Source organism: Streptomyces sp. NPDC002044 (assembly GCF_040296725.1).
GTDB lineage: Bacteria > Actinomycetota > Actinomycetes > Streptomycetales > Streptomycetaceae > Streptomyces > Streptomyces antarcticus.
The window spans coordinates 1-21038 of record NZ_JBEOXU010000114.1 but is presented as its reverse complement, the minus strand read 5'-3'; the positions used below and the strand labels follow the sequence as shown (position 1 = coordinate 21038).

Genomic DNA, 21038 nt, shown 5'->3' with positions numbered 1-21038 from the left:
GGGCCCCCCGGGCTTGACCCCCGCGGGCGCGGCCCCCCGGGGGGGCCGGCCCCCGCCGGCCGGGGGCCGTCCCCCCCGGCCGGACTCCGGGGATCAGGCCTGCGCGGAGATGCGCGCGAGGCGCTGGGCCTCTTCCCGCGTGGACGCGGCGATGGCGTCCTCGTCGGCGAAGAGGAGTCGGTTGTTCTCGACGATCTGCTTGCCGTTGACCAGCGAGAGGGTGACCGGCGCGGCCGCGCCGAAGACGAGCGCGGTGACCGGGTCGGCGATGGAGGAGTGGGCCAGCGTGCTCAGGTTCCACATCACCAGGTCGGCGCACTTGCCGGCCTCGAGCGAGCCGATGTTGTCGGCGCGGCCGAGCACCTGGGCGCCGCCGTACGTGCCCAGGCGCAGGGCCTGGCGGGCGTTCAGCGCGCGCTCGCGGTGCACCGGGTTCAGCCGGTTGATGAGGAGCGCGTTGCGCAGCTCGGTGTGCAGCTCGCCGGACTCGTTGGAGGCGGTGCCGTCCACGCCGAGGCCGACCGGGACACCGGCGGCGAGCATGTCCGGTACGCGGGCGATGCCGGCGGCCAGACGGGCGTTGGAGGACGGGCAGTGCGCGACACCGGTCTTGGTGCGGGCGAACGCGGCGATGTCGGAGTCGTTCATGTGGACGCTGTGCGCCATCCACACGTCCTCGCCGAGCCAGCCGGTCGACTCGAAGTAGTCGGTCGGGCCCATGCCGAACAGTTCCTTGCAGAACTGCTCCTCCTCGACGGTCTCGCTGCCGTGGGTGTGCATGCGCACACCGAGGCGGCGGGCCAGCTCGGCGCCCTGCTTCAGCAGCTCGGTGGAGACCGAGAACGGCGAGCACGGGGCGACGGCGACCTGGGTCATCGCGTCGAAGGAGTAGTCGTGGTGCCGCTTGACGGTCGCCTCGGTGTCGGCGAGCGCGCCTTCGAGGGTCTCGACCGCGTGGTCCGGCGGCAGGCCGCCGTCCTTCTCGCTGCGGTCCATGGAGCCGCGGGCGAGGGTGAAGCGGACGCCCATCTCGGACGCGGCGCGGATGATCGAGCCGGAGAGGTCGCCGGAGCCCTTGGGGAAGACGTAGTGGTGGTCCATGGCGGTGGTGACGCCGCCCTTGGCCATCATCGCCAGGGATCCCTGCGCGGCCGTGTACGTCATCTGCTCGTCGATGCGCGCCCAGGTCGGGTACAGCGCGACGAGCCAGTTGAAGAGGTTGTGGTCGGTGGCCAGACCGCGCGTGATCCACTGGTAGAAGTGGTGGTGGGTGTTGACCAGACCCGGGGTGACGAGGTGACCCGTGCCGTCGATGCGGCGGACCACATTGTCGAGCTTCTCGGGGGCCTTGCCCGCACCGATCGACTCGATCTTGTTGCCGGCGACGACCACGTAGCCCGAGGCGTACTCGGTGTCGTTCGCGTCGACGGTCGCAATCGCACAGTTCTCGATGACGATGCGCTCTACGGCGCTGTCAAGGGCTGCCGATGCTGCCATGGGACTTCCTCGTGCTTTCAGTGGCGGTGCGGGCACGGCAAAACCCTGGGGATTTGAGTGCCGGAGCCGGGGGCCTTGACAGCTGACAGTACTGCCGCCCCGTGTGGTGCGTCCGGGTGCCGATTCAGGAAGTGCGAGGTGTCGCGCCCCGGGGCCACTGCGGGGCCCCGGGACACGTGTACCGCATCAGAGGTTGGTCATGTCCACGGGAATGCGGGCATCGACGCCGTCCCGGAGGACGGTGGCCTCGATCAGACCGTACGGGCGGTCCGCGGCGAAGTAGACCTCATTGTCGTTCTTGAGGCCGAAGGGCTCCAGGTCGACGAGGAAGTGGTGCTTGTTCGGGAGCGAGAAGCGGACCTCGTCGATCTCCGAACGGTGGTTGATGATGCGCGAACCCATCTGGTACAGGGTCTGCTGCAGCGACAGGGAGTAGGTCTCCGCGAAAGCCTGCAGCATGTGCTTGCGGGTCTCGGCGTAGGACTTCTCCCAGTTGGGCATGCGCTGCTCGTCATCGGACCAGGCGAAACGCCAGCGAGCCGATACCTGGGTCGCCAGGATGCGGTCGTATGCCTCCTTCAGCGTCGTGTACTTGTCCTTCACGTACCCCCAGAACTCGGAGTTCGTGGAGTTCATGACGGTGAGGTCCTTGAGGCCGGATATGACCTCCCAGTTCTTGCCGTCGTACGTGATCTGGGTGACGCGGGTCTCCATGCCTTCGCGGACGAAGGAGTGGTTCACCTCGTCGGAGCCGATGAACTTGGAGTTCGCGTCCGAGGTGGCGATCCGGGACCAGGAGTACTCCTCGATCCGGATGCGCGCCTTCTGGATCGGCTCCTGGCTGTTGACGAACCAGCGCGCCAGGTGGATGCCGAACTGCTCGGCGGACTCGATGCCGTACTCCTTGGCGAACGCGTACACCGTGTTCTTGGTGGTGTCCGTCGGCAGGACGTTGGCGTTCGAGCCGGAGTAGTGGACGTCGTCCATGTCGCCCGAGAGGGCGACCGAGACGTTCAGGTCCTTGATGTGGTGCGTGTCGCCGTCCCGCGTGATCTTGACGACGCGGTTCTCTGCTTTGCCGTACTGGTTCTGGCCGAGAATCGTGGCCATGACTAGCTCCCTCGGTAAACGGAGTAGCCGAACGGGTTGAGCAGCAGCGGTACGTGATAGTGCTCGCCCGGGTTCACCGCGAAGGTGATCGTTACCTCGGGGAAGAACGCACCGCTGTCCCTTACGCGGGGGGCGTCCTGCTGCGCCTCGGCTTGCTTCTTTGCACTGTGCTTATTGAAGAAGTACGTCTCGGTCTCGAAGTCGAGACGTACGTGGGTGGTGCCCTCCGGCAGGGCCGGCAGGTCCTTGCAGCGCCCGTCCGCATCGGTGGCGGAGCCGCCCAGGGCCGCCCACGCGCCGCCTTGGCCCGTGCGGGCCGACAGCGAGATGGCGACGCCCCCGGCGGGCTTGCCGATGCTGGTGTCCAGGATGTGCGTGGACACCGACGCGGTGGTCTCGGTGCTCATGTTCGGGGTCACTCTCCTTCTGCGAGACGGGTCAGCCGGATCTTGTTGATCTTGACGAGTTCGCCGCGGGCGGTTTCCCGCTCCTGCTCCGGCGAATTGTCGATCCGGACCCTGACCGCGTCCCGCATGAACGCGCCGGTCGCACCGGTGGCGCAGATGAGGAAGACGTGGCCGAACTTCTCCTGGTACGCCAGGTTCAGTTCGAGGAGCTCGTTCTTCAGCTCCTCCGAGGCACCGGCCATGCCGCGCTGCTCGCGGGCGGAGGTGGGGTCTCCCGGCTTCGGCCGGCCGATCGGCGCGTGGCCTCCCATGGCCTCGCCCAGGTCCTCGGCGGTGAGCTCCGCCATGGCGGACTCGTTGGCCGAGAACAGGGACTCGACGGTGGTGAAGGGGCGCTGGGCGAGGAGTTTGCCGCCCCATGCCGAACTGGCGCAGACCTCGTGCAGCTCGGCCGCGGCCGCGCTGTCGTCCAAGGCGTTGAACCGGGTGAGACCCGGGGTCGGACTCGAAGTCACGGTAGGCCTCCGTGGCCTGTTGTTGCTTTGACGGGCTGCGCATAGCTAACGCGCTCGACAACACCGCGTCAACACTTTGTTGAAACTTCCCGTACACAAAAGCCGCCGCCCGGATGAATAGGGCGGCGGCTCGTCACTGCGGGTCAGGCGGTGTTCACTCCTGGCTGTTCCTGCCGGGCCCCTTCGGCGGGCCGGCGTCCCTGTTCAGGTAGTTGTAGACCGTGAAACGGCTGACGCCCAGGGCGCCCGCGACCGTCTCCACACCGTGCCGTACGGAGAAGGCGCCCCGCGCCTCCAGTATCCGTACGACGTCCTGCTTGGCCTTCCGGTCCAGCTGGGACAACGGTACGCCGTGCCGGCGCTCCAGCGCGGCGAGGATGTGGTCCAGCGACTCCGAGAGCTGCGGCAGGCGCACGGCCAGCAGGTCGCGGCCCTCCCAGGAGAGGACGACGTCGTCGGGCTGGGCCAGGGACGGATCCATCAGCTCGCCGCCCATCGCGTCCACCAGCGGCTTGACCGCGGCGACGAACGGGTGGTCACGGGGCTCGGTCACGGCGTGTCCTCCCCGATCACGTTCACCTGAAGCGAGACGCGGGTGGCCCCGGCCCCCAGCGAGCCGCGCAGCAGGGCGGCCACCGCGTCGAGGACCTCGGCGGCCTCCCCTTCCGCGGTGTTGCCGAAGGGGCCGACGTCCACCGCGTCCAGCTGGGCCTTCTGGATGACCTCGCGAGCGGCCACGGCATGGGCGGGGGCCTCTTCGAGATCGAAGGGCTCGGTCGTGAACTCCACTCTCAATCGCACGCGGTCAAGCTACCCCGCGGTCGTGATTTTTCGGGAGTCCGCACTTGACATCCGCGCGGAAGCCCATGCAGTCTTCCATCAAGCAGAAACTAACTTCCGCAATACGGAAGGAGCGCACACCCCTCATGGGATACACGGACCAGCGCTTCGATGTAAACCTTTCGATCCTCTTCACGGAACTCCCGCTCCTGGAGCGTCCCGCGGCTGCCGCCGCGGCCGGCTTCACGGCGGTCGAGCTGTGGTGGCCCTGGATCGAGACCCCCACTCCCGCCCAGGCGGAGCTCGACGCCCTCAAGAAGGCTCTTGAGGACGCCGGCACCCAGCTGGTGGGCCTGAACTTCTACGCCGGCCGGCTGCCGGGCCCGGACCGCGGTGCGGTCTCGGTCCCCGGTGCCGAGTCGGAGCGCTTCAACGCCAACATCAACGTGGCGGCGGACTTCGCCGCCTCGGTCGGCTGCAAGGCGCTGAACGCCCTGTACGGCAACCGCGCCGAAGGCGTGGACCCGGCCGTTCAGGACGAGCTCGCGCTGAAGAACCTGGTCGTGGCCGCCCGGGCCGCGGACCGCGTCGGCGCGATCCTCCTGATCGAGACCCTCAACAAGCCCGAGTCGCCGCTCTACCCCCTGGTGAGCGCCCCGGCCGGCGTCGAGGTCGTGGACAAGGTCAACGAGGCCACCGGCCTCGGGAACGCCAAGTTCCTGCTCGACCTGTACCACCTGGCGATGAACGATGAGGACCTCTCCGAGGTCATCGAAAAGTACGCCGCCAAGACCGGGCACGTCCAGATCGCGGACAAGCCGGGACGCGGCGCCCCCGGCACCGGCGAGCTCCCCCTCGAGGCGCTGCTCGACCAGCTGAAGAAGGCCGGATACGAGGGCTACGTAGGGCTGGAGTACAAGGCCGCCGACGCCGCCGCCTCCTTCGCGTGGCTGCCGGCCGAGGCCCGCGCCGCGCAGTAGCGGACAACGTCCGGGCGATCAGCCAGGCACGTCACGAACTTTTCGTACACAGCATTAAGAGAAGGACCCTCATCATGAGCACCCTCCCCAAGATTGCCTGGATCGGTCTCGGAATCATGGGCTCCCCCATGGCCGAGAACCTCCTGAAGGCCGGCTACTCGGTCACCGGCTTCACGCTGGAGCAGGACAAGCTGGAGCGCCTCGCCGCCGCCGGCGGCAGCGCCGCGGGCTCGATCGCCGAGGCGGTCAAGGACGCCGACGTCATCATCACGATGGTGCCCGCTTCCCCGCAGGTCGAGGCCATCGCGTACGGCGAGAACGGCATCCTCGAGAACGCCAGGTCCGGCGCGCTGGTCATCGACATGTCGTCGATCACCCCGCAGACCTCGGTCGACCTCGCCAAGAACGCCGCCGAGAAGGGCATCCGCGTCATCGACGCCCCGGTGTCCGGCGGCGAGGCCGGCGCCATCGAGGCCGTACTGTCGATCATGGTGGGCGGCGAGCAGGCCGACTTCGACACGGCCCTGCCGGTCCTCGAGGCCCTCGGCAAGACCATCGTGCTCTGTGGCCCGCACGGCTCCGGCCAGACGGTGAAGGCCGCCAACCAGCTCATCGTCGCGGTGAACATCCAGGCGTGCGCCGAGGCCGTCGTCTTCCTCGAGAAGTCCGGCGTGAACCTCCAGGCCGCCCTGGACGTCCTGGGCGGCGGTCTGGCCGGCTCGACGGTCCTGACCCGCAAGAAGGACAACTTCCTGAACCGCGACTTCAAGCCCGGTTTCCGGATCGACCTGCACCACAAGGACATGGGCATCGTCACCGACGCCGCCCGCAACGTCGGTGCCGCGCTTCCCGTCGGCGCGGTCGTCGCCCAGCTGGTCGCCTCGCTGCGCGCCCAGGGCGACGGCGGCCTGGACCACTCGGCCCTGCTGCGCGCCGTCGAGCGCCTCTCCGGCTCGCAGGTCTGACGGCCGGCCCGCTCCGCCGGGCCGCCACCCCTTCCCCTCACGGGGACCTGAGTTTCCGGATGGTGCCGGTGCTGACACCTGTCCTGTCGCGCCCAAGTGCCGGCACCGTCCGGATTTCCTCTCCCTCAACTTTGTTCAACAAACTGTTGACGTTTAGTTCGTGCCGAAATTAGGCTGTTCCGCATGACGGAAGACACTTTCCGTCGGCAGTTACCCGTACGGAAGGTCACCATGTCGAAGCGCACGCTGACGACCGAGTCCGGCGCCCCGGTCGCCGACAACCAGAACTCCGCCACCGCCGGCGTCGGTGGCCCGCTCCTGGTCCAGGACCAGCAGCTCCTTGAGAAGCTCGCCCGCTTCAACCGCGAGCGCATCCCGGAGCGCGTGGTCCACGCCCGCGGCTCGGCCGCGTACGGTCACTTCGAGGTGACGGACGACGTCACCGCGTACACCAGCGCCGCGTTCCTGAACACGGTCGGCAAGAAGACCGGGACCTTCCTGCGGTTCTCCACCGTGGCCGACTCGCTGGGCGGCGCGGACGCGGTCCGCGACCCGCGCGGCTTCGCGCTGAAGTTCTACACCGAAGAGGGCAACTACGACCTCGTCGGCAACAACACCCCGGTGTTCTTCATCAAGGACCCGATCAAGTTCCCCGACTTCATCCACTCCCAGAAGCGCGACCCCTTCACGGGCAAGCAGGAGCCGGACAACGTCTGGGACTTCTGGGCGCACGCCCCCGAGGCGACGCACCAGATCACCTGGCTGATGGGTGACCGCGGCATCCCCGCGTCCTACCGCCACATGAACGGCTACGGCTCCCACACGTACCAGTGGACCAACGCCCAGGGCGAGGCTTTCTTCGTCAAGTACCACTTCAAGACGAACCAGGGCATCCGCAGCCTGTCCTCGGACCAGGCCGCCGAGCTCGTCGGCTCGGACGCGAACTCGCACCAGACCGACCTGCTCCAGGCCATCGAGCGCGGCGTGAACCCGAGCTGGACCCTCTACGTCCAGATCATGCCCGCCGCCGAGGCCGCGGACTACCGCTTCAACCCGTTCGACCTCACCAAGGTGTGGCCGCACAGCGACTACCCGCTGCAGCGCGTGGGCCGCCTGGTCCTCGACCGCAACCCGGACAACGTCTTCGCCGAGGTCGAGCAGTCCGCCTTCTCCCCGAACAACTTCGTCCCGGGCATCACCGCCTCGCCGGACAAGATGCTCCAGGGCCGCCTGTTCGCGTACGCCGACGCCCAGCGCTACCGCCTCGGTGTGAACCACACCCTGCTGCCGGTCAACGCCCCGAAGGCGGCGAAGGCCGAGAACTACGGCCGCGACGGCGTCATGGCGCTGCGCAACGGCTCGCGCCACGACAAGAACTACGAGCCCAACTCGTACCAGGGCCCGGCCGAGACCGGCCTGGCACTGGGCGCCCCGCAGGCCGTCTCCGGCTACACGGGCACCCACGAGGCTCCGGCGCACACCAAGGACGACGACTTCTTCCAGGCCGGTGAGCTCTACCGCCTGATGTCCGAGGACGCCAAGCAGCGCCTGGTGGCGAACATCGCGGGCGGCCTGTCGCAGGTCACCCTCGAGCACGTCATCGAGAAGAACCTGGCTCACTTCCACGCCGCGGACGCCGACTACGGCAAGCGCGTCGAGGAGGCCGTCCGCGCCCTGCGCGACGCCTGAGCCGACCAGCCGTGCCAGGGGCCTGACGGGAGGTCAGGTCCCGGGCACCGAGCCCGACCCGCGGACCCGGATGAGGGGTGGTGCGCGGCGAGGGCAGACTGCGCCAGTCCTTGCGGCTGGCGCCGCGTGAGGACCGTGGCGGGCGTGCGAGCCAGTGCGGTGGTAATGGGTCCCGAGGCCCGTCTCTCGACCTGAGGGAGACGACGCCGGAGTTCTCGTCGCCGCCCGCCACGGTCCCGGCCGAACCCCCTCCCGTCTCCACCCTCTTCCCGGTGTACGGGGCCGCGCACAGGGCCCCGGTGCACGGGGAACACGAACTCCGCCCGGCGGTGCGAACGTCCTGTCGCGCCAGCCTCGCCCCGTCGGGCGGTCACCAACCAGAGCGCCGAGTCACGGACGGTCCCGTGACCCGGCGCTTTGTCGTCGCCCCGGGGACCCGCCGTCCCCGGGGCTTCGCCATGTCCGCTGGCCACAGGAGGGGTTGGCGGCGGGGTGAGGGCGGGCGAGAGGGGACGCGAGGGGGCTGGGAGCGCGCTATCGTGGAAGCTGACTGAAACGTCAGTCAAGGACCATCGGGCCGGGAGGTGCGGGCAAGAGTGGCAGACCGCCAGGTGTCGATCTTGGAAGCAGCCGTGCGCGTCATCGCGCGCACCGGGATCAGAGGGCTGCGCGTGGAGGAGCTGGCGGCCGAGGCGGGCGTCTCCACCGCCCTCATCTACTACCACTTCAAGGACCGGGCCGGTCTGGTCCGGCGCACCCTCGCCTTCATCGGCGACCGCGCCGCCGGCTACACCGACGAGGCCCTGGAGGACAGCGAGGACGCCCGCGCCGTCCTGGTCCAGCTGCTGCTGAGCGAGCTTCAGGACATCCCCCGGGTACGCGAGAACAGCATCGCGTGGGGCGAGCTGCGGGCCAGCGCCATCTTCGACTCCGACCTGCGGGCGCCCCTGGCCGAGTCCACCCGCTCCTGGTCCCAGGACACCGCCGACGCCGTTGCGGACGCCCAGGCGGCCGGCCTCGCCGATCCGCGCGTGGCGCCGCTGGACGCCGCGGAGCGGCTGACCGCGCTGGTGGAGGGGCTCAGCGAGCGCTGGCTGAGCGGCTCCCTGACGCTGGACCGGGCCCGCGCCCTGCTGACCGGCGCGGTGGACGCGGAACTCGGCCCGCACCCCGCCCCCGCCCCCGCCCCCGCCCCGGAGCCCCTGGCGCCGCGGCCCGCGTAGGGCACCGTACCGACGTACGGGCGTACGGGCGTACGGGGCGTCGCGGTATCCCGTGGACGACGCGGAACGACCCCCGCCCCCTCCAGGCGGAGGGGGCGGGGGTCGCTGCGCGTACGGCGGCCGTCGGGCGGCGGGCGATCAGACCTTGAGGGCCTTGATCGCGGTCGGGGCGTGGCCCGGCTCGGTCGCGAGCTCTTCGAACTCGGTGACGTCGCTCATGTCGACCGTCTTGCTCATCGAGATGTTGGTGATGCGCTCCAGGATGGCCTCGACGACGACCGGGACCTGGAACTCCTGCGCCAGCTTCTTGGCCTGCTCGAAGGCCTCGCCCAGCTTCTCCGGGTCGGTGACGCGGATGGCCTTGACGCCCAGGCCCTCGGCGACCTTGACGTGGTCGACGCCGTAGACGCCCAGCTCGGGGGTGTTGATGTTCTCGAACTCGAGGTTGACCTCGAAGTTGATGCCCAGGCCGCCCTGCGCCTGACGGATCAGGCCCAGGTAGGCGTTGTTCACCAGGACGTGGACATACGGGACCTTGTGCTGCGCGGCGACCGCCAGCTCCTCGATCATGAACTGGAAGTCGTAGTCGCCCGAGAGCGCGACGATCGGGGTCTCCGGGTCGGCGGTGGCGGCACCGATCGCGGCCGGGATCGTCCAGCCGAGCGGGCCGGCCTGGCCGCAGTTGATCCAGTTGCGCGGCTTGTAGACGTGCAGCATCTGCGCGCCGGCGATCTGGGAGAGGCCGATGGTGGTGACGTAGCGCGTCTCCGGGCCGAACGCCTTGTTCATCTCCTCGTACACGCGCTGCGGCTTCATCGGGATGTTCTCGAAGTGCGTGCGGCGCTGCAGGGTGGCCTTGCGCTCCTGGGCGGAGTCGGCCCAGGCGCTGAAGTCGGGCAGCTTGCCCTCGGCCTTGAGGTCCTTGGCAACCTCGATGAAGAGCTCCAGCGCGGCCTTGGCGTCGGAGGCGATGCCGAAGTCCGGGGCGAAGATCTTGCCGATCTGGGTGGGCTCGATGTCGACGTGGACGAACTTGCGGCCCTTGGTGTAGGCGTCCAGGTTGTAACCGGTGTGACGGTTGGCCCAGCGGTTGCCGATGCCGAGGACGAAGTCCGACTCCAGGAAGGTCGCGTTGCCGTAGCGGTGCGAGGTCTGCACGCCGACCATGCCCGCGCTCAGCTCGTGGTCGTCCGGGATGGTGCCCCAGCCCATGAGGGTGGAGATGACCGGGACGCCGGTCAGCTCGGCGAACTCGACCAGCAGGTCGGAGGCGTCGGCGTTGATGATGCCGCCGCCGGAGACGATCAGCGGGCGCTCGGACTCCAGCAGGAACCGGATGGCCTTCTCGGCCTGGGCGCGGGTGGCGCGCGGCTTGTAGACCGGCAGCGGTGCGTAGGTCTCCGGGTCGAACTCGATCTCGGTCAGCTGGACGTCGATCGGGAGGTCGATCAGGACCGGGCCGGGGCGGCCGGAGCGCATCAGGTGGAAGGCTTCCTGGAACACGCCCGGAACCTGGGCGGCCTCCAGGACGGTGGTGGCCTTCTTCGTGACCGGCTTGGCGATCGAGGCGATGTCGACGGCCTGGAAGTCCTCCTTGTGGAGCTTCGCGACCGGAGCCTGACCGGTGATGCACAGGATCGGGATCGAGTCCGCGATCGCGGAGTACAGGCCGGTGATCATGTCGGTGCCGGCCGGGCCCGAGGTGCCGATGCAGACACCGATGTTGCCCGCCTTGGCACGCGTGTAGCCCTCGGCCATGTGCGATGCGCCCTCGACGTGGCGGGCCAGCGTGTGCTTGACGCCGCCCACGTTCTTGAGCTCGCGGTAGAACGGGTTGATCGCAGCACCGGGCACGCCGAACGCTTGTTCGACACCCTCAAGCTTGAGGATCTCCACTGCAGCGGCGGCGGCTGTCATACGAGGCATCAGGTTCTCCTGCGGGTCTGGCGGTCAGGCTTTTCCGTAATCCGGAAGTATTGTTCTGCTATACGGAACAAGCTAAGCGGCGGCTCCGCACACGTCAAGGCGGTACGGAACCCCGGAAGCCACCAAAAGCCGCGTCTCGCTCGGTGTGTTGTACGAAAACCGGGATCCTCGGCGGGATTCGGCGGCGCTCTCGCCCGCACGGTCGCCGGTGGTGGAGCATGGACCCACGCACAGCGACGGAGGGGGTCGGGTGTCCATGGCCGAAGCGGTACCGGTGCGCTGCCCGGTGTGTCTGCGGGAGAACCGCTTCACCACCCCGGTCTTTCCCTGCGCCTGCGGGAGCCCGGTCACCCCGTCCCTCGATCTGACGGCGCCGCCCGAGCCGCTGACCCACCGCACCTGGGCGGACAGCTGGGTGACGGTGCGGTGCGCGGCCTGCGGGCGGGAGGGCGAGTGGCCACGGCCCGAGCTGGGGTGCGGATCGTGCGGCACGGTCGTACGGATCCCCGTCCGTCCGCCGGGGGCCGCGGACCCCGGCGGTGGTGGTCACCCGCGGCCCGGCGCCCGGCGCGATCCGCGCCGTGATGCGCGCCGCGACGGGCGCCCGGCGCACATACCGCTGCCGCCGACCGCACCGCTGCCGCGGCCCGCGTTCCGCCCGGTGACCATCCGCACGGCCCGCGACGCGGTGGCCACGGCCGCGCTGTACCTGCGCTGGCTCGGCTTCCGGGACGTACGGCAGCCCGACGGCCGGCCCGTACCGGCGATGGCGGTGGACCTGCGGGCTCCGGGGCTGGTCGCTCAGGTGGACCCGACCACGGCGCCGGCCGGACTGCGGGCGGTGGAGTGCGTCTGGCTGACCGGCCTCACCGCCTCCGCGACCTGCGTCTACTTCTCGCTCGCCGGGTACACGCAGGACGCCCGCACCCGCGCGGACGACCTCGGGATCCCGCTGTTCGTGATGGACCTCACCGGGGTGCCGCAGCCGGTCAACGACCCGGCGGACGAACTGATCGGCACGGGGGCCTAGGCTCGGAGGCGTCACCCACCACGTGCCAGCCTTCCCGCCGAGGAGTGCCAGATGAGCCTGTACGACATCCCGCTGACGACCCTGTCCGACGAGCCCACCAGCCTCGCGGCCCACAAGGGCAAGGCGATCCTGCTGGTGAACACGGCCTCGCAGTGCGGGCTCACCCCGCAGTACTCGGGGCTGGCCCGCCTGCAGTTCGCGTACGAGGCGAAGGGCTTCACCGTCGTCGGCGTGCCCTGCAACCAGTTCGGCGGGCAGGAGCCCGGCAACGCCGAGGACATCCAGACGTTCTGCGCGGCCGGCTTCGGCGTCACCTTCCCGATGCTGGAGAAGTCCGACGTCAACGGCGAGAACCGGCACCCCCTCTACCAGGAGCTGGTCAAGACCCCGGATGCCGAGGGCGAGGCCGGCGACGTCCAGTGGAACTTCGAGAAGTTCCTCATCTCCCCCGCGGGCGAGGTCGTGGCCCGCTTCCGCCCGCGCACCGAGCCCGAGGCCCCCGAGGTCGTCGCGGCGATCGAGGCGCACCTGCCGGCGTGACGGCGGCGGGCCCGTACGGCGTCCCGTACGGGCCCGCGCGGCTCAGGTCACTCAGGTCAGGTCGGCTTCGTCGTACTCCCCCGGCGAGCCGGCCGCCGTCAGCTCCCGCAGCTCCACCCGGCGGATCTTGCCGGACACCGTCTTGGGGAGCTCCCCGAACTCGATCCGGCGGATCCTCTTGTACGGGGACAGGACCGCGCGGGAGTGCTCGAACAGCGCCCGGGCCGTCTCCGGCCCGGCCTCCCAGCCGACGGCGAGGGTGACGTACGCCTTCGGCACGGCGAGGCGCAGCGCGTCCGGGGCCGGCACGACGGCCGCCTCGGCGACGGCCTCGTGCTCCAGCAGGGCGCTCTCCAGCTCGAACGGGCTGATCTTGTAGTCGGAGGCTTTGAAGACGTCGTCGGAGCGCCCGATGTAGGTGAGGTACCCGTCGGCGTCGCGCGCGGCGATGTCCCCCGTGCGGTAGAGCCCGTCCGCCATCGCCTGGGCGGTGCGCTCCGGGTCGTCGCGGTAGCCGTTCGTCACCCCGGCGGGCCGGGTCCGCAGGTCGACGCACAGCTCGCCCTCGTCGGCAGACTCCTTGCCGGTGACCGGGTCCAGCAGCACGATCGTGTATCCGGGCGCGGGGCGGCCCATGGATCCGGGCTTGACCGGGACTCCGGGGAAGTTGCCGACCTGGAGGGTGGTCTCGGTCTGGCCGAACCCGTCGCGGATGGTGACGCCCCAGGCCTCGCGGACCTTCTCGATGACCTCCGGGTTGAGCGGCTCCCCGGCGGCGACGGCCTCGCGCGGGGGCCGGGCCAGGCCGGTCAGGTCGGACTGGATCAGCATCCGCCACACCGTGGGCGGGGCGCAGAAGGTGGTCACGCCGTGCCGGTCCATCTCGCGCATCAGCCGCTCGGCGTCGAAGCGGGCGTAGTTGTGGACGAAGACGGTCGCGCCGGCGTTCCAGGGGGCGAAGAGGTTGGACCAGGCGTGCTTGGCCCAGCCGGGCGAGGCGATGTTGAGGTGGACGTCGCCGGGACGCAGGCCGAGCCAGTACATGGTGGAGAGGTGCCCGATGGGGTATGAGGCGTGCGTGTGCTCGACGAGCTTGGGGCGGTCGGTGGTGCCGGAGGTGAAGTACAGCATCAGCGGGTCGGTGGCGAGGGTTTCGCCCTCGGGGGTGAAGGGGTCCCGGGAGGCGTACATGTCCGCGAGCCGGCGCCAGCCGGCCGGGGCGTCCGGGCCGGCGGCGATGCGGGTGTAGGTGCCGGGCACCGCGTCGAACCTGGCCGTGTCCTCGGTGCGCGTGACGACGTGCCGGACGCGGCCCCGCTCGATCCGGTCGCGCAGATCGGCCGCGCCGAGCAGCGGGGTGGCCGGGATGACGACGGCGCGCAGCTTCATCGCGCCGAGCATGACCTCCCACAGCTCGCGCTGGTTGCCGAGCATGACCAGCAGCCGGTCGCCCGGGGCGACGCCCTGGTCGCGGAGCCAGTTGGCGGCCGCGTCGGACCGAACGGCGAGTTCCGCGAAGGACAGGCTTTCGCTGCTGCCGTCCTCCTCGACGATGCGCAGGGCGTCGGCGTCGTTGCCCGCGGCGATGTGGTCGAACCAGTCCAGGGCCCAGTTGAAGCGGTGGGGGCGGGGCCAGGTGAAGCCGGTGCGGGCGGCCTCGTAGTCCCCCCGGCGTTCGAGGAGGAAGTCCCGGGCGGCGAGGAACTGGCCGGTGGCGCCGTTCTGCGTACGGTCCGTGCTGTCGGTCGTCATGCCAGGCATCGTGCCGCGTTCGCCGTGGGGACCACCAGAGCGGCGTCAGCCGTGGATTGACCCGAAGCGCACGGACGCGCTCCCGCCCTCCCCCATGGCGGCGACCAGCGGCTCCGCTTCGGCGGCGATCTCCTCCTTCTCCGCGGCCGAAACCTTCCGGAAGAGTTCGACGGTGACGGCGGGCCCCTCCGTCTTCCACAGCCCGGCCAGGAACCCGTCGACGAGCAGGGTGCGGTGGGCCTGGTTGCCGGTCCACGTACGCCCCTTGATCGCGGGGTCGACGACGCGGGAACGGTCGGCGTGCGAGAGGAGGAGGTTGTCGAACTCCGGAAGGAAGCGGGGCGGCGCCGGGGTGCCGGGGTCGGGGCGGGGTGCGTCGGGCAGGTCGAACAGCTCCACGCCGTTCTCGTCCTGGAACACGTCCAGTTCCGGCCGCAGCCGTTCGAAGGCGTCCTTCAGGCGGGTCAGGCCGGCCCAGAGCTGCATGTCCTTGACGGAGGCCGGCCCGAAGGCGGCGAGGTAGCGCCGTACGACGTCGTCCACGGGCTGCGCCGGGGCGGCGGGCCGGCCGCCGAGCCAGCTCTCGACGGTGGTGAGCCGCACCTGGCCGCTGCGCCCCCACACCCCGCGGGGCGTGACCTGGACCAGGGGCAGCAGGCACCGGGCGGCGACGGACAGCGACTGCGGGTCGGCGTCCGGCCAGTGCCGGAGCAGTTCCCCGCGGATCTCCGCCATGGTGCGGGGCTCGGCCTCGACGAAGACCCGGGAGCGCTCGGCGAGGGAGCCGAGGTCGACCCCGGCGAGGCCCTTGCGGAAGTAGGCGACCTCCCGGTCCCGGGCGGGCTGGACCAGGGGCCGCAGCGTCAGGGCGTCGTGCGCGGTGTGCGTGTGGATCGTGGAGCGCATGGTGACCATGCGGACCACGTCGCGGGACTCCATCAGCCCGGCCAGCTCGGCGGGGAGGAACCCGGCGAGGCGGGCGTGGAGCTGGAAGTAGGGGGGCTTCACGTTCTGCGCCTGCAGCCCGAGGAGGTGGCCGACCGCGTCCCGCGCGGACATCTCGGCGCGGCTCAGCAGCAGCTGACGGGCGAGCGTGGCACGGTTCAGTGCGCGGGTGTCGAGCACGGGGTGCGTCGTCCTGGAGGCCATGCCCTCACGCTAGCCCTCCTTGCGGACAGCCTGTGTCCGCAACCTGACGATCCTCAAGGCGGGGGCGGGGGCGGGGGCCGACGGGGTCGGAGGGACGGGAACGGAGCCGGGCCGGGCCGGACGCGGGCGTGAGCCCGAGCGGCCGCAACCGGCATCCGGAGACACCAGTACCGAAGATCCAAAGGGAGCACCGAAACCAAACCCGAAACCAAACCCGAGAGACGCGTACCAACGCACACGCGCGTTTCCTCCGGATATCCTGCCCCTTGCCCGTAAACACACGTTCGACCGGGAGCTGACCTGCGATGCCGGAGCGCCCAGACCACGAGCCGACCCCGCCCGCCGCCAAGCGCACGGGCTGGCGCCGCCCCGCCACAGCGTCCGCCACGCCGCCCGCCACACCCCCGGCGAACCCGCCGGCAGCACCCCGGCCGGCGCCCCCGGCCCCACCGCCCGCGGACCACCGCAGCGTGGTCGACTCGGCCGTCTACCGCGACGGCCGCCGCATCTCCTCCCCCCTCACCCTGGCCGACACCTTCCGCCAGCTGCGCGAGGAGCCCGACGGCATGGCCTGGATCGGCCTGCACCGTCCCACGGAACCCGAACTCCACTCCCTGGCAGCCGAGTTCAACCTGCACGAACTCGCCGTCGAAGACGCCCTCGAGGCCCACCAGCGCCCCAAGCTGGAGCGCTACGGCAACACCCTCTTCGTCGTCCTGAGGGCCGCCCGTTACCTCGACGCCCAAGAAGAGGTCGAGTTCGGCGAACTCCACGTCTTCGTCGGCCCGGACTTCCTGATCACCGTCCGCCACGGCGCCGCCCCGGACCTCTCCCGGGTCCGCCGCCGGATGGAACAGACCCCCGAGCTCCTCTCCCTCGGCCCGGAGGCCGCCCTGTACGCCATCCTCGACGCGGTCGTGGACGGCTACGCCCCGGTCGTCGAGGGCGTCCAGACGGACATCGACGAGATCGAGACGGAGGTCTTCCGCGGCGACCCGTCGGTCTCCCGCCGCATCTACGAACTCTCCCGCGAGACAGTCGAGTTCCAGCGCGCCACCCGCCCCCTGGTCGGCATGCTCCACAGCCTGATGGCGGGCTTCGCGAAGTACCGCACGGACGAGGAACTCCAGCGCTACCTGCGCGACGTGGCGGACCACGTCACCCACACCAGCGAACGCGTCGACGGCTTCCGCCAGGCCCTCACCGAAATCCTCACGGTGAACGCCACCCTGGTCTCCCAACAGCAGAACGCCGAAATGCGAGCCCTGGCCGAAGCCGGCTTCGAACAGAACGAGGAGATCAAGAAGATCTCCTCCTGGGCGGCCATCTTGTTTGCACCCACACTCGTAGGAACCATCTACGGCATGAACTTCGAGGTCATGCCGGAACTCCACTGGGCGGCGGGCTACCCGTTCGCGATCCTTCTGATGGCGGTGGTCTGTACGAGCCTGTACGTCATCTTCAAGAAGCGCGACTGGCTGTAGATGGCAGGCATGAGCCTCTGATCTAGTTTGCTAAAGCGAACACTTCCGATGGGCTGATCCGGGGCCCTGGGGAGAATCTGGGGAGAATGCGCAGTGCCAAGGAGAGAGCCGTGCCCCTCCCACCTGGTGCTCCACGCGTTCCGTGCGCTTCAGCTTGGGTCGGACAGCCGCCGTTTACCGTCACCGAGAGTGCTGGCGAACACCATGCCAGCGCTTCCCTGGTGGCTGCCGACCGACCCGCAGAGCATCCAACACACCAGCGCACCCTGGGCCATCTCCACCGGCTCCTGTGAGTGTCGAGTCACCAAGGGCAATACGGCTCCCGTCGCCCCTGGGCAGCGCCAAAACAAGCGATCGCTGAGGAAGTTCCTCAACGACCGCCTCGGAGACCTCGTGCTGGTAAGCCATACGGCTGCCCAACGGGCCTGCAATGCTTCTCGGATGACCAGCAAGAGCAGGGGGCGTAGCAAGCGGGTCCAGCCCCCCGTGCCCGTGAAGCAGAGCGAAGCGAACAGCGAACCTGGCGAGGTCTTGTGGGTGTCAACGCGTTCGGGAGCACGCGCCGGCCGTGGGTTCCACTATCAAGACGCTGTGGGGGCGTGGCTGTGCGGCCGTGTTCTGTCCGGTGCCCTCGACTCCGATCGCATCGTCCCGGAGGGCCTGGAAGACCTCTCGTGTGATGGACCGACACCCTGGCACGTCCAGGTGAAGTCCCGCCAGGAACGGATCGGCGACTTCACCGCACCCGAGGTCGCCGAGCACCTCGTCGCCATGGCCCTGGCGCACGCGAGGCGTGTACAGGCTCGGCTGGAGGGTCGGCCCCTTCTTGTCCTCGAGCGGCCGGTTGAAGGGGAATGGTTCACCCAGTGGGGCGACCCCTTGAGTGACCTGCCGCGAGGCCACCGGTTGCTACAGGCATTCAACGCGAAGGCCTCGAAGGCCGGCCTGACCAAAGATGAAATCGACGCATGGTGCAATGCCGCTAGTCTCTACGTCTTGCCATGGCGTGCCGCCGCCGACGACACCCGCACCGCTGTAGCCCAACGGCTCGGGCTGCTGCCGGTAGCTGCGGAGGCAGCCGTGCTCGCCCTGCGCAGCGCCGTCGCAAGACGGGCCGATGCCAACGCTGATACGACGCTGTCGGGAGCGGCCGGACTGAGTCGAACGAACATTGCAGGGATTGCGACCGCGGTCGCGGAATCCATCGACCGTGCATCGCTGGAGGAGGCACTGGCCACGGGCCTCTGCGAGCCTGTCGACTTCGACCGGCCGCTCCAGGCCGCCAGCTTCCACGAAGGCGTCAACGTGCAGCCCGGCCACATCGCTGCCGGGCTTCCGGCCCCCAGGCCCGTCCTGACCGGGCGGGTGGCGGATGCGATCCATCGGGGGCAGAGCGTCCTCGTGACCGGCCCGTCGGGCATCGGCAAGTCCGCCGTGATGTGGACGGCTGCCTACGTGACCAGACACGTGCTCTGGTACCGCATCAGGCGGCTCCAGCCGGACGACGCCGTCCCGCTCGTAAGGCTGGCGAAGGCGTTGCAACCCACTACCCGCTCTCCGGTCGGATTCGTCGTGGACGGCATCGGTATCGGAGCGGCCGAGGCATGGGATGTCCTGTACCGCGAACTCGCCCCGATCCCCGGTGTCCTGCTCCTCGGCTCGGTCCGGAGCGAGGACCTTCTGCCCCTCCGAAGCCGGGTCGACTGTACCCGGATCGAGGTCACCCTCGATGAGGAGGTCGCCGAGCAGATCCACGCCGGCTTGTCCGCCACCGGCACCACGGCTGCCGCGCATTGGCGGGAAGCGTACGACGCGTCAAACGGCCTGACCCTGGAATTCACGCATCTACTCACCCGCGGACGCAGGCTCTCGGATGTCCTGTCAGAGCAGGTCGAGCGGCGCGTGGCCGAAGGACGCCAGACAGAGATCGAGATCCTGGCCAGGATCTCGATCGCCCACCAGTGGGGCGTCGATCTGCCCGTACGGGCACTTCAGCAACAGCTGGGCCTCGGAGACACGGACCTTCGCACGGCGTTGTCCCGCCTGGCCGATGAGCATCTCGTCCACGAACGGCGGGGACTCCTGTCCGGGCTGCACCAGCTGCGCTCGGCGCATCTGGCCGACGCCGTACACGCGATTCCGCCGCCGATCTTGGACGAGACCGTCCTCGCGGTGATGCGCATGCTGGTGGACTCACAGCTTCAGCCGTTCATCGCCGGTGTCCTCACCGAACACCCCGCGCTGGATGCCGTCGTGCTGGACCAGATCGCGGTCGAACTCGGCCAGCGCCCCTCCTTGACGTCGACCACCGGCGTTCTGCAGGCTCTTCGGCTGGTCGACGTCAACCGCACTGCGGCCGACTGGCTCCGGACCCTCGACCGACACCGGATCCCGCCCGCGTTGCGCCGCATCACCCTTCAGTTCGCGCTCGTGGACGGGGACCTGCTGCCGCAGCTCAAACCCGAGATCGCCGCGGCCATCACCGAGATCCGAGCGGCGGATACCTCCGGTTCGCCGCTGCGCGACGCGCTCGTGGAACGGCTCGGCAAAGCAGCGATCAGTCTCCTCCTGTCCCAGTGCGGGGAGCCCGTCGAATCCCAGCGGCTGCTCGCCGTCCTTGCCGGGACTGGTCTGGATCTGGCGGGTGGGCCGAAGGTGCTCGCCGATTCGCCATTCGGGCAGCTACTCGCCGGCGCACCGGTCGATCTCCTGGGGGACATCCTCTCCACAGCCCGGACCGCATCGGTGGCCCTGGCCGAAGAGCTCTTGCAACTCGCAGGCGGGGAGGAGCGTGTGCTGGGCAGCGTCGCGGCCCGTTCACCGTGGGTCACTGAGGTGTCTGTCGTCGATCGCGAGGGCAGCCGGGTCGCATACGCCCGTCTCCTCCACGTGTCGGACCAGGCACGACCGGACGCCGAACAGGAGGTCAGGGAGCTCGGGCGGATGCTGCTGCGCTGCCTTCCGCAGTGCGAGAGTGCCGACATCCAAAATCTGCTACCCGGTGGGCTGCCGCTGACCTTTGGTGACTTCACCAGCGGGGTCAGCCTTCTGAAGCGGCAATACGACAGATCGCCCGCCACGGTGGCGTGGACTCGCACCCGCACACTGATCGGTGCAACGGTGGCTGGCCATACCGACTGGACCACCCGCACCGCAACCGCAGCCTCTTCACTCCCCGTGCTCCACCAATACCTGACGGATCTGACCCAGGCCTGGTGCGTCGGTCGCGGTCGACCCAAAGTGGTCGAAGGCATACGCACGACGCAGGCAGCGCTACTGGACTGGGCCGCGTCACTGACGCTCCCCGTCGACACTTCGTTCCTGTCCACGCTGCCCGTCGGCGACGACGTTCCAGGAGGTGGAAGCGACCACCTGCAACACCTGGTGAACGGGATCGCCGAGAACCTCACGCGAAGGCTCGCCGACCCCAACGGGTATGCAGCGCTCGCCAGCTACGTCGGCGACAGCCTGCCAAGCCTCGCCATGCAGGTGCGGGATAGGGAGCGCTGGCACCTCATCGGCCAGGACCCTCCGAATGTCCTCGATCACCTCGTGGGGAACCTCGCAGACCTGCACGCCGTTCTGGCCGAACTCGCCTGGGGCACCCTCGGACACAAGGAGCTCAGGGCCGCGGCGCGATCAGGACCATCCGCGCAGGCACTCTCTCGGGCAGCAGACCTTGCCCGCCGAGCCGCCGGCGCACGAGCAGAGGCCCTGCCCCTGAAACTCCAGTCCAGCGCCAGGGCAGCAGGGATCCGCATCAGCGTGTACACCAGACCTGTCTCAGACGCGGACTCAACAGAGTGGCCTGCCACGGAACTTGCGGTGGGTGTGGAGCTCACCGAACTCACTCAGTGGCCGACGGCAGTGGAACAGCTGTGCTCGCTGCTGAAGCACGATCCCGGCTCCCAAGGCAGCCGTAGGGCCGTCCTGCTCGTTCCCTTTGTCGACGGCAAGCCAGTCAGGCTCATGGCGCAACAGCTTCAGACGG

Annotated in this window: 17 protein-coding genes; 8 read left to right on the top strand and 9 right to left on the bottom strand. The window is 69.5% G+C overall.

Annotated elements, in window-relative coordinates; all coding sequences use genetic code 11:
- Positions 1-93: 93 nt before the first annotated feature.
- The 6 genes from ABT106_RS24075 to ABT106_RS24050 form a co-directional block, all read right to left on the bottom strand.
- A complete protein-coding gene (locus ABT106_RS24075; protein ID WP_351280866.1) occupies positions 94-1497 on the bottom strand; it encodes an 8-oxoguanine deaminase in 1404 nt (467 codons plus the stop codon).
- A gap of 186 nt (positions 1498-1683) precedes the next feature.
- Positions 1684-2607, bottom strand: a complete 924-nt coding sequence (gene pucL, locus ABT106_RS24070; RefSeq protein WP_250740536.1) for a factor-independent urate hydroxylase — start codon at positions 2605-2607, stop codon at positions 1684-1686.
- A gap of 2 nt (positions 2608-2609) precedes the next feature.
- Positions 2610-3014, bottom strand: coding sequence for a hydroxyisourate hydrolase (uraH, locus tag ABT106_RS24065; RefSeq protein ID WP_351280862.1), 405 nt, complete (start codon positions 3012-3014; stop codon positions 2610-2612).
- An 8-nt stretch (positions 3015-3022) separates the two neighbouring features.
- Positions 3023-3529, bottom strand: coding sequence for a 2-oxo-4-hydroxy-4-carboxy-5-ureidoimidazoline decarboxylase (gene uraD, locus ABT106_RS24060; protein WP_351280861.1), 507 nt, complete (start codon positions 3527-3529; stop codon positions 3023-3025).
- Positions 3530-3683: 154 nt separating this feature from the next.
- The gene (locus tag ABT106_RS24055) at positions 3684-4082 is read right to left on the bottom strand and encodes a helix-turn-helix domain-containing protein (protein WP_351280858.1); all 399 of its coding nucleotides are present in this window, start codon (positions 4080-4082) and stop codon (positions 3684-3686) included.
- Positions 4079-4330, bottom strand: a complete 252-nt coding sequence (locus ABT106_RS24050; RefSeq protein ID WP_267842702.1) for a YkoF family thiamine-binding protein — start codon at positions 4328-4330, stop codon at positions 4079-4081. Before ABT106_RS24050 ends, ABT106_RS24055 begins: the two co-directional genes overlap by 4 nt.
- Positions 4331-4455: 125 nt before the next feature.
- On the opposite strand from ABT106_RS24050, the gene ABT106_RS24045 reads away from it, so the two are divergent.
- From ABT106_RS24045 to ABT106_RS24030, 4 genes are all read left to right on the top strand, one after another.
- Positions 4456-5289 carry a TIM barrel protein gene (locus ABT106_RS24045; RefSeq protein ID WP_351280855.1) on the top strand — a complete coding sequence of 278 codons (834 nt, stop codon included), beginning with the start codon at positions 4456-4458 and terminating at the stop codon, positions 5287-5289.
- A 74-nt stretch (positions 5290-5363) separates the two neighbouring features.
- Positions 5364-6254, top strand: a complete 891-nt coding sequence (locus tag ABT106_RS24040; protein ID WP_351280852.1) for a 2-hydroxy-3-oxopropionate reductase — start codon at positions 5364-5366, stop codon at positions 6252-6254.
- A 231-nt stretch (positions 6255-6485) separates the two neighbouring features.
- Positions 6486-7943: a catalase gene (locus tag ABT106_RS24035; RefSeq protein ID WP_351280869.1), complete on the top strand. Its 1458-nt coding sequence runs from the start codon at positions 6486-6488 to the stop codon at positions 7941-7943.
- Between the two features lie 596 nt (positions 7944-8539).
- Complete coding sequence (locus ABT106_RS24030) at positions 8540-9166, top strand: TetR/AcrR family transcriptional regulator (protein WP_351280850.1); 627 nt, start codon at positions 8540-8542, stop codon at positions 9164-9166.
- Between the two features lie 138 nt (positions 9167-9304).
- On the opposite strand, the gene gcl is transcribed toward ABT106_RS24030, so the two are convergent.
- Positions 9305-11092: a glyoxylate carboligase gene (gene gcl / locus ABT106_RS24025; protein WP_267842697.1), complete on the bottom strand. Its 1788-nt coding sequence runs from the start codon at positions 11090-11092 to the stop codon at positions 9305-9307.
- A 256-nt stretch (positions 11093-11348) separates the two neighbouring features.
- Between gcl and ABT106_RS24020 the strand changes: the two genes are divergently transcribed.
- Positions 11349-12122 carry a hypothetical protein gene (locus ABT106_RS24020; RefSeq protein WP_351280848.1) on the top strand — a complete coding sequence of 258 codons (774 nt, stop codon included), beginning with the start codon at positions 11349-11351 and terminating at the stop codon, positions 12120-12122.
- Between the two features lie 51 nt (positions 12123-12173).
- Entirely contained in the window at positions 12174-12662 is a 489-nt protein-coding gene (locus tag ABT106_RS24015) for a glutathione peroxidase (protein ID WP_351280845.1), read from the top strand.
- Positions 12663-12713: 51 nt separating this feature from the next.
- Here the strand turns inward: ABT106_RS24015 and ABT106_RS24010 are convergent, their stop codons facing one another.
- Positions 12714-14414 carry an AMP-binding protein gene (locus tag ABT106_RS24010; protein WP_351280843.1) on the bottom strand — a complete coding sequence of 567 codons (1701 nt, stop codon included), beginning with the start codon at positions 14412-14414 and terminating at the stop codon, positions 12714-12716.
- A 45-nt stretch (positions 14415-14459) separates the two neighbouring features.
- Positions 14460-15563, bottom strand: coding sequence for a winged helix DNA-binding domain-containing protein (locus ABT106_RS24005; RefSeq protein WP_351280840.1), 1104 nt, complete (start codon positions 15561-15563; stop codon positions 14460-14462).
- Positions 15564-15868: 305 nt separating this feature from the next.
- Here ABT106_RS24005 and ABT106_RS24000 point away from each other — a divergent pair, with 305 nt between their 5' ends.
- Both ABT106_RS24000 and ABT106_RS23995 read left to right on the top strand, forming a co-directional pair.
- Positions 15869-17047, top strand: a complete 1179-nt coding sequence (locus ABT106_RS24000; protein WP_351280837.1) for a magnesium and cobalt transport protein CorA — start codon at positions 15869-15871, stop codon at positions 17045-17047.
- A gap of 591 nt (positions 17048-17638) precedes the next feature.
- The coding region (locus ABT106_RS23995) for a hypothetical protein (protein ID WP_351280834.1) at positions 17639-21038 on the top strand (3400 nt) is incomplete at its 3' end.

Coding starts and splice junctions, on each gene's coding strand:
- ABT106_RS24035 (WP_351280869.1), top strand. CDS start 6,486: ATGTCGAAGCGCACGCTGACGACCGAGTCCGGCGCCCCGGTCGCCGAC.
- ABT106_RS24000 (WP_351280837.1), top strand. CDS start 15,869: ATGCCGGAGCGCCCAGACCACGAGCCGACCCCGCCCGCCGCCAAGCGC.
- gcl (WP_267842697.1), bottom strand. CDS start 11,092: ATGCCTCGTATGACAGCCGCCGCCGCTGCAGTGGAGATCCTCAAGCTT.
- ABT106_RS24075 (WP_351280866.1), bottom strand. CDS start 1,497: ATGGCAGCATCGGCAGCCCTTGACAGCGCCGTAGAGCGCATCGTCATC.
- ABT106_RS24045 (WP_351280855.1), top strand. CDS start 4,456: ATGGGATACACGGACCAGCGCTTCGATGTAAACCTTTCGATCCTCTTC.
- pucL (WP_250740536.1), bottom strand. CDS start 2,607: ATGGCCACGATTCTCGGCCAGAACCAGTACGGCAAAGCAGAGAACCGC.
- ABT106_RS24015 (WP_351280845.1), top strand. CDS start 12,174: ATGAGCCTGTACGACATCCCGCTGACGACCCTGTCCGACGAGCCCACC.
- ABT106_RS24005 (WP_351280840.1), bottom strand. CDS start 15,563: ATGGCCTCCAGGACGACGCACCCCGTGCTCGACACCCGCGCACTGAAC.
- ABT106_RS24020 (WP_351280848.1), top strand. CDS start 11,349: ATGGCCGAAGCGGTACCGGTGCGCTGCCCGGTGTGTCTGCGGGAGAAC.
- uraH (WP_351280862.1), bottom strand. CDS start 3,014: ATGAGCACCGAGACCACCGCGTCGGTGTCCACGCACATCCTGGACACC.
- ABT106_RS24010 (WP_351280843.1), bottom strand. CDS start 14,414: ATGACGACCGACAGCACGGACCGTACGCAGAACGGCGCCACCGGCCAG.
- ABT106_RS24040 (WP_351280852.1), top strand. CDS start 5,364: ATGAGCACCCTCCCCAAGATTGCCTGGATCGGTCTCGGAATCATGGGC.